The organism is Streptomyces sp. PU-14G (assembly GCF_041028275.1).
GTDB lineage: Bacteria > Actinomycetota > Actinomycetes > Streptomycetales > Streptomycetaceae > Streptomyces.
The window spans coordinates 1-11,223 of record NZ_JASKYT010000226.1 but is presented as its reverse complement, the minus strand read 5'-3'; the positions used below and the strand labels follow the sequence as shown (position 1 = coordinate 11,223).

General features: G+C 71.6%; 8 protein-coding genes and 1 pseudogene. 3 read left to right on the top strand and 6 right to left on the bottom strand.

Annotated elements, in window-relative coordinates; genetic code table 11:
- Window positions 1–295 precede the first annotated feature (295 nt).
- Window positions 296–487 (top strand): hypothetical protein, encoded by a 192-nt coding sequence (locus AB8Z75_RS23370; protein ID WP_369205075.1) that lies wholly within the window; start codon window positions 296–298, stop codon window positions 485–487.
- A gap of 108 nt (window positions 488–595) precedes the next feature.
- Here AB8Z75_RS23370 and AB8Z75_RS23365 read toward each other — a convergent pair whose 3' ends face one another.
- Complete coding sequence (locus tag AB8Z75_RS23365; RefSeq protein ID WP_369205073.1) at window positions 596–2,032, bottom strand: hypothetical protein; 1,437 nt, start codon at window positions 2,030–2,032, stop codon at window positions 596–598.
- A gap of 243 nt (window positions 2,033–2,275) precedes the next feature.
- On the opposite strand from AB8Z75_RS23365, the gene AB8Z75_RS23360 reads away from it, so the two are divergent.
- The gene (locus AB8Z75_RS23360; RefSeq protein ID WP_369205071.1) at window positions 2,276–3,451 is read left to right on the top strand and encodes a DUF418 domain-containing protein; all 1,176 of its coding nucleotides are present in this window, start codon (window positions 2,276–2,278) and stop codon (window positions 3,449–3,451) included.
- A 298-nt stretch (window positions 3,452–3,749) separates the two neighbouring features.
- Here the strand turns inward: AB8Z75_RS23360 and AB8Z75_RS23355 are convergent.
- Together AB8Z75_RS23355 and AB8Z75_RS23350 are read right to left on the bottom strand one after the other, a co-directional pair.
- Window positions 3,750–3,941, bottom strand: a pseudogene (locus AB8Z75_RS23355) (hypothetical protein); the annotation flags it as partial.
- Window positions 3,938–5,443, bottom strand: a complete 1,506-nt coding sequence (locus AB8Z75_RS23350; RefSeq protein ID WP_369205079.1) for an MFS transporter — start codon at window positions 5,441–5,443, stop codon at window positions 3,938–3,940. The pseudogene AB8Z75_RS23355 and the gene AB8Z75_RS23350, both read right to left, overlap by 4 nt.
- Before the next feature lie 103 nt (window positions 5,444–5,546).
- Here AB8Z75_RS23350 and AB8Z75_RS23345 point away from each other — a divergent pair, with 103 nt between their 5' ends.
- Window positions 5,547–6,431, top strand: a complete 885-nt coding sequence (locus tag AB8Z75_RS23345; protein ID WP_369205069.1) for a helix-turn-helix transcriptional regulator — start codon at window positions 5,547–5,549, stop codon at window positions 6,429–6,431.
- Here the strand turns inward: AB8Z75_RS23345 and AB8Z75_RS23340 are convergent.
- From AB8Z75_RS23340 to AB8Z75_RS23330, 3 genes are all read right to left on the bottom strand, one after another.
- Window positions 6,428–8,461, bottom strand: coding sequence for a type IV secretory system conjugative DNA transfer family protein (locus AB8Z75_RS23340; RefSeq protein WP_369205077.1), 2,034 nt, complete (start codon window positions 8,459–8,461; stop codon window positions 6,428–6,430). The two genes, AB8Z75_RS23345 and AB8Z75_RS23340, sit on opposite strands and share 4 nt — an antisense overlap.
- A gap of 62 nt (window positions 8,462–8,523) precedes the next feature.
- Complete coding sequence (locus tag AB8Z75_RS23335; RefSeq protein WP_369205067.1) at window positions 8,524–10,239, bottom strand: ATP/GTP-binding protein; 1,716 nt, start codon at window positions 10,237–10,239, stop codon at window positions 8,524–8,526.
- Window positions 10,240–10,343: 104 nt separating this feature from the next.
- Window positions 10,344–11,223, bottom strand: an 880-nt coding sequence (locus AB8Z75_RS23330) for an SCO6880 family protein (protein ID WP_369205065.1), incomplete at its 5' end; no start/stop codon positions are given.

Sequence of the window (11,223 nt, the reverse complement as noted above, 5' to 3'; positions counted from 1 at the left end):
GAGCAGGCCTGTGAGTCCGGTGGATCCCGTAAGCAGGCCCGTGAGCCCCATGAGCCCCCCCCCGCCCGTACCACCGAAGGAGCCTTTGCCCTCGTCGCCGGGGCCGCCACTACCGCCCAAGACCCCGCTGGATGTGCCCGATGCCGCACCCAGTCACGACCGGAGTGCCTCTCTCGCCGGTCGCGAGCCGTCTTCCCCTGCCGGCCCCGTGAGCCCCGTGAGCCCCGTAAGCCCTGCGAGCCCCGTGAGCAGGCCTGTGAGTCCGGTGGATCCCGTAAGCAGGCCCGTGAGCCCCATGAGTCCGCCATCGCAGCCCGCATCGCCCGCCTTCAGCTCCGAGGTGGCCAAGCAGTCACTCGGACACCACCGCTCCAGCAGCGAGGCACCGGGGCCGGGCTCTTCGACGTCGCAGTCCGCGTCGCCGTACCGCGCGCCCGCGGTGCAGCAGGCCAACACCGCGAAGCAGTGGCAGACGCGGAGCAGGTAGACACCAGCACGCGACTGGCCGGCGGTGCACTCGCACCGCCGGCCAGTCAGCTGTCCCGGCTACCGCACAGACGCGGCACCCGATGCGGCGTGCCGGTGGTTACCTCGTTCAACCGCGCCTCCCCTTGGGCGCGGGCGAAGGCGAGCGCGACTGACCCCCATAGGGGTTCTGCCACTGGCTGTAGTTGACGCTGTAGCTCTGCTGGCTGTAGCTGCCACCTCCGGGAACATGAGAGCTCCGGCGCTGCACACCGGGTTGGCTCGTCTGCGCCGACGTCTGGTAGCCCTCCTCGCCGGCAGCCGCACGTCCGCGCCCGGACGGCCGGTAGCTCACCTGGGGCTGATAGGCGTTCACGGAGGCTGCCGATGGATTGTTGGTGGGCGGGCCCGGGCGGTAGGCCAGCGTGCTGCTCCGGCCGTACGCCGGATGGGAGGGCTGGCTCTGATGTGCGGCGAGCGCCAGGTCCGACTGGGCCTGCCGCGCCTCCGGCATGTTGTACAGGGGAAGGATGTTCCCCTGCTCCTGCTGTTGCTGCCGCTGGGGCAGGTGGTTGTACGCCCACGTCGCCCCGGCGGCTGTCAGCGCGCCGGCGCCCTGAGTGGCCCACGCCCACCTGGGGGTCTGGATCAGACCGGAGGCCCCGATACCGTAGGCCGCCTGGCCTGCCGCGTTCAGCGCGGCCAACCCGTAGTGCGCGTAGGTCGCGTTCGGTGTCGTCGCCAACTGTGTGAGCGGCACGAGGGAGTTCACGGTGACACCGCCGAGGCCGTACATCCGTGAGCCCCATGTGTTCGCCGGCGCGCTCGGGGGATTCCCGAGGATGCCGATGCCCTGCCCCGCGAAGGCCGCCCCACCGATGTCTGTCCCGATCGTGACCGCGTTTTCCCTGCCCCAGCGCCGGATGCCACTGGCGAGCTGGGTTGCGCTGTCCGGGAACCAGCGCCACTCCCGCGCCCGCTCGTCGAAGTTGCTGGTGTAGGCCTGCGAGCCGCGGAGGTAGTGCCACGTCCGGGTGGCGGAGTGGTACCACGGCATCTCCTGCGGCGCGTCCCGGAGCGTGCTCGGCAGATCGTCCGCGGAACCTGAGCTCGCCGTGCTGGCCGGGCTGCTGGGCAGTTGCGACAGGCGGTCGACGGCCTCGTCCAGAGCGGGGACGTCGGTGCCGCTGCTGCCGCTGCTGCCGCTGCCGTCCGAGCTCGGAGAACCCCGGCGATCGGAGGTCTCGCCACGGGAACGGTGGCTTCGGTTGCTGCGCGAGCTGGTCGTGGGCTCGGGGTCCCTGCGGGAGCCCCGGCTGCTGTGCGAGCTGGTCGTGGCCGCGGAGTCCCTGCGGGACCCTCCGCCGCTGCGACGTGAGCTGGTGGTGGGTTCGGGGTCCCTGCGGGACCGCCCGCTGCTGCGTGAACTGGTCGTGGCCACCGATTCCCTGCGCGACGACCTGCCCGACGAACTCGCCACCGAGGGCGGGAACCCGCCGGGCATCACCGGCAGTTCTTCCCGCTCCTTTCCCTTCTTCTTTTTCCTGTCGTCCGAATCCTTCCCCATGCCGGATCTCCTCCAGGCTGACAAGGAGCGCGCCGTGACCGACGGCTCCGCATGCAGAATCGTTCCTCAAGTACGGAATCCGGCCCCTGACGGTTCAAGGTCGCCCTGCCCCCTCGCCGAGCGGCGAGGGGGTGAACCCCTGCGGCGCGCGACCCGTGGTGTTCCTCGATGCTCACATCGAGAAGTGACCGCGGAAGCCGAGGCCGAGGTCGAGGCCGAGACCGAGGCCGCACCGCAGGGCCCGTGCGCGAGACGAGGGCGCCGGTGGTTGCCGCCACACCCGGGAAGGCGCGGCGCATCCGGGACGTGGACGCGCTGCGCGGCTTCGCCCTGCTCGGCATTCTGCTCGTCAACGTCCAGACGATGGCGGGCCCGTACGCGGGCCAGTGGGCATCCGGGACGGTGGCGGAGAGGGCTGCCGCCTGGCTCGTGACCGCGCTGATGAGCAGTAAGTTCTACCTGCTCTTCGCCTTCCTGTTCGGGTACAGCTTCACCCTTCAGGCCCGCTCGGCCGAGCGGGCGGGAGCCGGGTTCGCGGGGCGGGTGCTGCGCCGGCTGCTGTGCTTGTGGCTGCTGGGGCTCGCGCACGCCGTGCTGTTGTTCCCGGGCGACATCCTCATGACCTACGCGGTGCTGGGATTCGTGCTGTTCGCGATGCGTGGCGTGGCGCCTCGGGTGGCCGTTCGCGCCGCGGTCGTGTTGGTCGTCTGCCTCGGTGTCCTGCTGCTCGGGAGGGCAGCGCTCACCCTCGGCACCACGGTGCCGGGCGGAGGCGCCGGGGCCGACACCGGCACTGCCGTAGCCGCGTACCGAGGTGGCCCGGCCTCCGTCGTGCACGCCAATCTGCGGCAGTGGCGCGGCATGCTCGCCGGGGACCTCCTGTACATGCCGCACATCCTGGCGGCCTTCCTGATGGGGCTGGCCGCGGGCGAACGGCAGGTGCTCGCGGAGTTCGACCGGTACCGCGGCCTGGCCCGGCGATGGGTCGTGTACGGGCTGCCGGCAGGCCTGGCCGGTGGTGCGCTGACGGCGGTGTGCCGCAACGGGCCGCTGGACGGGCGCTGGAGCGGAGTCGGCGCGGCCGTCGGTGTGTTCGCCGCCCCGGTCCTGGCCGCGGCGTACGGCTGCGGGCTGCTGCTGTCGCTGCGTACGCGCCACGGCCGGCGGGCCGCTGAGGTGCTGGCCGCCGCCGGCCGGACGGCGCTCACCAACTACCTGACGCAGTCACTGGTGATGGCGCTGGTCTTCACCGGTTACGGTCTCGCTTCGTACGGGCGCGTCGGCCTGGTGCCCGTACTGGCCGGCTGCTTCGCCCTCTGTGCCGGGCAACTGGCGCTCAGCGTGTGGCTGGTGCGGCGCTTTCGCTACGGCCCGGTCGAGTGGGTCCTGCACACCGTGACACGGGGACGCGGGATCTGACCACGTCGGCCGGACGGCTCATCAGGACATCGCGAGGGCGTCACTATGGCATTGCTGGGTGTCCTGGGTGCGCTGGGTGTATGAGGGCTGCACATTGGTGACGCCTTCCCGCAGTCGGGATGCCGGTGGCTGGCCGCCTGAGCCTGAGTGCGGTCGGTGATAGTTGTAGTGGACGTTCCCGGTGGAGGAGAGCCGGGAGAAGCCGTCGATGGCCGAATGCAGATAGGTGTACTCGCGCCCTGTCCCCGCTGACTGGGCGCGACCTGCGACCTGCGACCTGCGATCTGCGACCTTGGCCGTGCCGGGTCACGGTGCGCCTATTCACCTTGAACCCCGAGTCGGCGAGCTCGTCGGTGATGCGCTGGGCGGACCACTTGTGCTCGCGCCGCCACGTCTCCATGCGCTCCACGAGGCGTCGCCGCCCTTCGACGGAGAGCGGAGCGTTGGCGTGGCTCGCCGGGAAGGCAGATCGCGGCACTCGGCGGGTCATCGGGTCGGGGCCGCTTCCCGCTCAGTCGTGGGGGTGGGGCTTTCGCGGGGCAGCCAACGCAGAGCGAGGAGACCAAGGAGGAGATGCAGTGAGGCGGCGGTTGCTGCGGCGATGTGCAGGCCGGTGAGGAAGGCGGCCTTGGCGTCGGTCACGAGTCTCGGTGTCAGATCGGGGAACTGGAGTGTCTCGCCGAGGGTGGGCGCGAGGTCGGGACCCTGGAACCGGAAGAGCAAGGCGGCCAGCGATCCGAGCAACGCGATGCCGAGCGCATTGCCGATCTCATTGCTGGTCTCAGCGATCGCACCCGCTGATCCGGCGCGCTCAGCAGGAACCGCAGCGACGGCAGTGTCCGCGACGACAGCGAACGAGATGCCATAGCCGACGCCCGCAACGGCGGTTGAGGCGATGTACCAGCCGATGCCGCCGGTGACCGCGGTGGGAAGCAGCAGGAGCAGACCGGCGGCGATCGAGAAGTGGCACACGAGCAGTGCGGTGCGCTTGCCGACGCGGTCGACGACCATCGGGGTGATGATGCAGGTCCCGGTCAGCACGACCGCTCCGGGAAGCGCCAGAAGTGCTGCGTGGAGGACGGGGATGTCGAGCACGGACTGCAGATAGATCCCGGCCAGATAGGCGGCGGCCGACCAGGCTGCAAGCGGCAGCAGGCCGGTGATGATGGCGACGGTGAACGTCCGGTCGCGGAAGAGCGAGAAGTCGATGAGCGGGTGTTCCAGTCGTCGCTGCCGGAGACCAAACCATGTCAGTACGGCGGCGCCCAGGGTCGCGGCGGCGACAGCGGACAGCGTCAGACCTTCGGCGGCGGCGTGCTTGATTCCGTAGATGACCAGCAGCAGACCGACAGCGGAGGTGGCGACGCTGACTGCGTCGACGCGCCCAGGTCGAGTGGCTCGGACCTCGCGCAGCAGATCGGGCGCGAAGCAGAGGAACAACGCGATGACGGGCAGGTTGACCAGGAACACCGATCCCCACCAGAAGCGCTCCAGGAGCACGCCACCGATGACCGGACCGACCGCGAAGCCCGCTGCGAACGCCGCGGCGAAGATGCCGATGGCCTGTGCTCTCTTCTTCGGGTCGGCAAACAACTCGCTCAGGACCGCCAAAGCTGAGGGGAGCAGCGTCGCGCCGGCGATCCCCATCACGGCGCGGGCGGCGATGAGCAGCTCGGGCGTGGGGGCGAACGCGGCGGCCACCGAGCCGAGGCCGAAGAAGGACGCACCGATCATGAGGAGTCGAAGGCGTCCGCAGCGGTCGCCGATGTTCCCGAACGCGACAAGCAGGGACCCGACGGCGAAGCCGTAGATGTCCAGGATCCACAGGGCTTGGTCGGCGCTGGGGTTCAGCGCCTGGCTGACTCGGGGCATCGCGAGGAACAGGATGGATCCGTCCATCGAGACCAGCAGCACCGGCCCCAGGACGACGACCAGACCGAGCCAAGCGCGGAGGGGGCCAGGTTGGGCCCCGGCAGCAGGGTGTTGAGTCATGCCGTCAACGCTGCGGGTCGCCGACAGGGCCGGCCAGACACCTGGTGTGGGTACACCCAGCAGGTGCACCCACACGGCCGCGGCCGTGTTTACGCTCGACGGCATGGAGAGCCTCGGAGCATTCTTGAAGAGCCGTCGCGATCAGGTCACCCCGGATGCCATCGGGCTACGCACCTACGGCAACAGCCGGCGCGTTCCTGGCTTGCGCCGCGAGGAGCTGGCTCACCTCGCCGGCGTGAGCGCCGGCTACTACACGCGGCTTGAGCAGGACCAAGCCGGTACGGCCTCCACGCAGGTCCTCGACGCCTTGGCCCGGGTGTTGGACCTGGACGAGGTCGAGAAAGTCCATCTGCACAACCTCGCCCGCCAAACCAACCGGACCGGCCTCGTCGAACCACCTGCCGAACAGCCCCATCCCCGTGTCCTGGCGTTGCTCGACTCGCTCGGCGAGGCCACCCCCGCGATCCTGCTCGGCAGGCGCGGCGACGTGCTCGCCTGGAACCGCACCGGTCACGCGTTGCTCGCCGAGCACGTGGACTTCAACGCGCCGGAGAGTCCGGACCAGCGTCCGTCGATCCCGCGCATGTTCTTCCTGGACTCGCTGACCCGCGACCTGCACCGCAACTGGGACGAGCTCGCCCGCGTCCACGTCGCCTACCTCCGGCTCACAGCCGGCAGATTCCCCACTGACGCACGCCTCGCGAACCTCATCGGCGAACTCACCATGCGCAGCGACCAGTTCGCCCAGATGTGGGCCTCCGGAGAGGTCGCAGACTGCACCACCGGCGACATGCATCTACAACACCCGACCGTCGGCACCGCGAGCGTCGCCTACCAGGTGTGGCTCCAGCCGGACAGTCCGGACCACCGCCTTGAGATCTACACCCCCAACGACGTCACCTCAGCAGACGCACTCCAACTCCTCACACGCCGCATGACAGGCGGAGGCACGACGCCACCGGCACAGACTCCGAGACGCTTCCGCTAGGACGTCGCTTCCCGGGTCCACCTGAACCCCTCGTCGGGGAAGGCGGGGGGCGCGGGGCTCTCCGTCCGGCCACCGTGGTCGACGTACCCTTCGCCGTCCGGGTACGCCACGTTTCCCGGCCAGGGCCCGCTCTCCCGGAACGTGGCGTACCCGGCGTGTGCGGCGTCCGCCGGGTAGCCGCTTTCTCCCGGGTAGTCCGTACCGGGGTAGTCCGTACCGGGGTAGTCCGTACCCGGATACGCGGCGTCGCCCTGGTACGAGGTGTCTCCCGGGTACGCGGCGTCTCCCGGATACGCGGTGTGCTCGACGCCGAGGCCCATACCGGCCGGCGCCGCGTCGGCCACCGTAGGCCCGGCCCACGCCCGTGCCGCGCGCTGGGTGATCGCCTCCGTCTCGGCCTTGGCCGCTGCCGAGATCACCGCGGCGTCGGGCTCCTTGTACCAGGGGCGGAGCCGGATGAGCGCGGGCTTCACGCCGGTGGCCAGCAGCAGTGCGGTGCCCTTGGGGAGGGCGCGGATCTTGTCCGGTGGCAGGATCGGGTCGAGCCGGTAGGAGACCGAGCGGGAGCCGCCGTCCCTGCTCTTGGAGTAGGACGAGGTCTTCACATCGTGCTGGCCGACGAGCTTGGAGACCTTGTCGACGAAGTCGGCGTCGTCGAGCCCGGCCCCCAGCAGCTTGACGGTGGCGGCGCTCCACAGCGCGTCCATGCCGGCTTCCCCCCACACCCGGGAGCCCTGGCGGTAGCTCTGCAACAGGGTGACGACGTTGATACCGCGGGAGCCCAGGTGGCTGTAGAGGTCGGGGAGGTCGGAGATGCGGCAGACGTTGGCGGCCTCGTCCAGCACGGCGGTCATCGGGGGGTCGAGGCGACCGCCCATGCGCTCGGCGGCTACCACCCCGGCGCGCAGGGTGGCGTCGGCGAGTCCTGCGATGACACCGGCGGCGGAGCCTCCGCCGTCCTTGGAGAGCAGGTAGAGGGTGTCGCGCCCGAGCACGTGTGCGTGCGGCCGGAACTCCGGCAGCGCGGGGTCGGGCGTGACCCAGGCGGCGATCTCGGGGTCGAGCAGGCAGGCGACGCACTGCCTGGCGGTCTCGAAGATGCCGTCGCGGGTCTCGACCGCGCCGCGCACCGTGCCTTGGAGCTGGTCGGCCATGGCGGTCATGTCGGCGTCCCGCAGCAGGTCGACCGGGGTGCGGTCGGCCGGGTCGGCGAGCCAGCCGAGCAGTTCGGTGACCGAGGCCCCGCCCCGCGCCGCGGCGAGGAACAGCGCCGTGATGGTGTTCTGGGCCGCCGAGATCCAGAAGTCCTTCTTGGAGGCGTCGTCGTTGACGGAGGCGACGAAGTGTCCTGCCAGCCGCCGGGCGCCCTCGATGGTGTCGCAGTCGGCCAGCATGTCCCACCACATGGCGCGGGGGGAGTGGGCGATGCCCTGCGGGTCGAACGTCCAGACGGTGCCGGCCTGTTCACGTGCGGCCCGGGTGACGGCGTAGACGTCCGACTTGTTGGACGTCAGCAGCACGGCGCCGCGCGCCCGCAGTACCCGGGGGACGGCGATCCCGGTGGACTTTCCGGCGCGCGGCGCCATCAGGTCGAGCTCCACGTCCTCGAAGGAGGAGCGCAGTTCGGGGCCTTTGGGCTCCAGGTCGCCGAGCAGGTTGCCGGTCTCGTCCGGGTGCAGCTGGTCCTGGCCCTTGAGGGAGGGGCGCAGTTCGCGGGCGCGTGCCGCGATGCCCCGGGGGCACATCGCGGCCAGTTCCTTGGCCCCTGCCAGCCCCTTCGTGCGGGAGGAGCGCTGCGTGCCGCCCAGCACCCTGCGCACGGCGAGGGCCGGCAGCACGGCGAACGTGCCGAACACCACGCAGATCCCGGTCCACACCGCGAACGGCGACGCGTCAGGCCACAGTTCCCTCGGGCCGTGGGTGAGGAGGGGGGCCAGCAGTACGGGGGAGAAGGCCGGAGGGTGCCAGCCCGCACCGCTCAGCAGCGCGGCGCCCAGCGTCCCGCCGAACCAGACGCCTCCCGACGTCATCAGGGCCAGGGCCACGACCCCGACGATGGCCCAGGGCCAGTGCTCGTTTCCGGCTCTTCCGCTCACGCGGTCCTCCTGTCGGGATCCGCTCCGCTGACGGGTGCAGGTCCACCGACCGGACCCGGTCCGTTGACGGGACCCGGTCCGTTGACGGGGCCCGGTCGGTGGACGGGGCCCGGTCCGCCCGGTCCGTTGACCGGAACCGGCCCGCTGTCCAGAGCCGGTCCGTTGACGGGGCCCGGCCCGGCGGTCGGTACCTGTGGGACGCCGGCGGTCCCGGGTCCGGCCTCGGTCCCGGTCCCGGCCTCGGTCCCGGCCCCCGAGCCGGGCTCCGCCTGCTGCGCGGGGGCGTCGTTCTGCACCCAGCGGATGTTGGTGTCGTGCAGTCGGCGTTCGGTGTCGGTGATGGCGACCTTGATGGGGAGTCCGGGCCGGCCGCCCACCTTGATCAGGAAGCGACCGCGGCCCGGCGGTTCCTCCCGGTCCCCGGTCACGGCCCAGCCCGGCGGCGAGGACCAGGAGGAGACCAGTTCGATCTCCCGCTGGGAGAGCCCGACGATCTTGCCCAGCTCCTCCATCTCCGCCCGCGGCAGCCCCGCGCACACGACCATGCCGGCGCGCTCGACGAAGCCGCGCGCCTTGGCCCGGTCGGCGTCGGTGCCCAGGGACTCCGCGTCCTTGAGCGTGTGCGTGATCTTGGCGTCACCCATGCCGAGCGTGCGGTTGAGGCGGGTGAGCGCGTCGATGCGGTCGACGATGCCGGAGGCGGCGCGCAACGGCCGCCACAACTCGTCGAGCACGGTGAAGAACCAGCGCCGCGGGGTGAGGCCCTCGTCGGCCAGCGCGTGGGACGCCGCCACCGAGCCGAGCCCGTCGGACCAGGCGGCCAGCATCGCCGCCGCGGTCAGCTGGGTGTCGGCCTCGCCGATGCGGGAGATGTCGATGCACACCGCGGGCGCGTGCAGGTCGACCCGGGTCGAGGTCTCCGAGGCGAAGGTGTCGCCGAGCGGGCCGTCGAGGATGCCCAGCAGCGAACGGTGCAGCGGATCGACCGCGTCGCGGTACCGCGCCTCGTCCCCGCGGTCCAGCGTCACGGCACGGACCCGGTCGGGGCCCTCGCTCAGCACCCTGAGCACGTCCGGCAGCAGCGGGGCCTGGCCCGGGGCCGTGCGTTCGCGCAGATGGTGCAGCACGGCGGACAGCACGGCCTGTTCGTGGTCGTCCATGGGCCGCCCGCGGACGATGGTGATCAGCGCGGCGACCATGTTCAGCACGCGGCCGTGTGCCTCGGCCTTCAGCGCCTCACCGGCCTTGCCGCCGATCTTGGCGGCGACCGTACCCATGGCGCCCGGGTCGAGCAGGTTGATGCCGCCCGTGCCCCGGCCGATGGAGATGACCTGGCCGCCCAGGGCCCGTACGGTGTCCGCGTAGTCGGGCTTGAGGTCGCCGAGCACCAGGGGCACCACCCCCGTGGCGGACAGTCCGATCAGCATCCGGTTGACCAGCGTCGACTTGCCCAGGCCCGGCATGCCGAGCATGAACAGCGACGGGTTGGAGATGTAGCGCGCCCTGGTGAACCAGGAGAGCGGATCGCCGCACACGGTCGCGCCGGTGTGCAGGTGCTGCCCCAGCGGGACGCCGGACATCGGGGCGCCGGAGCCCGCGGCGAACGGCCACAGGCCGCACGCCTGCACGGTCGTCGCCCGCCACATCGTGGGCGGGTCCATGCCGCCGACCTGGCCGCCACCGGGCCCCGGCCAGCCGCGCGAGGGAGCCATCCGCTCCCGTGGCGGCGCCTTCTGCTGCTTCCCTGGGCCCTTTCCGCCGGGCCTTTGCGCACCGAGGGCTGCCTCGGCGTGCTGCTGGTTCCTCGCGCGCGGACTCACAGCGCCTCCCGCAGGTCGCGGGGGACCAGGGTGAGCTCCCACGGCAGGATGCCGGTGGGGAGGGTGCAGCTGAAGGCCGCGGCCTGCATCCGGTCGGCCGGGCGCATCGACAGCCGCGCCGCCCCCTGGAGGTTGCGCATGGCCGCGCTGGCGTCGGCCAGTTCCTCCTCGTCGTCGACGGTGACGGTGAGCATCAGCGAGAACTCCACCAGGCCCGCGCCGGTCGCCTCCTCCTGCGCCGTCTGCTCGGCCGCGCGCACCTCGGTGGCGGCCCGCGCCTGGACCATGCCCCGTCCGGAGGTGGCCATGAACTGTGCCGCGCGCCGGTCGACCTCCACGATCCGCGCGGAGGTGGCGGGGTCGATGGGCCGGTAGAGCAGGGCGACCCGCTTGCGGCGGGTGCCTGGTGAGGGCTCCAGCAGACCCCGCAGAACGTTGGCGCGCACCGTGCCGCGGGGGGCGAGGGTGAGCATCCAGGTCCGGGAGACCCCCGAGTCGTGCTGGTAGGAGGCGACGTCCTCGACGCAGGCCGCGGGGCCCGAGTCGTCCCACTCCAGGCCGGTCCCGCCGTGCCGGGCGCGCAGGTCGAGGACCTCGCCGGCGACGGCCGGATCGTAGGCGACCCGTACGACCTCGGCGATGCGCTCGGCCGACAGCGGGTAGGCGACGCCGCCGCCCGCACCGACCAGTCCGGACAGCAGCCCGGGGATGCGGGTGGCGATGTCGGTGATCAGCTCGTCGTGCTTGACCTTCTGCCCGGCCGGGACTCCGTAGGTGAGGGTGATGTAGGTGTGCATCTCGGAGGAGGCCTGCGGATACCGTTCGACGACCTCTTCCATCACGGCGCGGGCGGCGGGCGGGGCGTCGGGGGCGAGG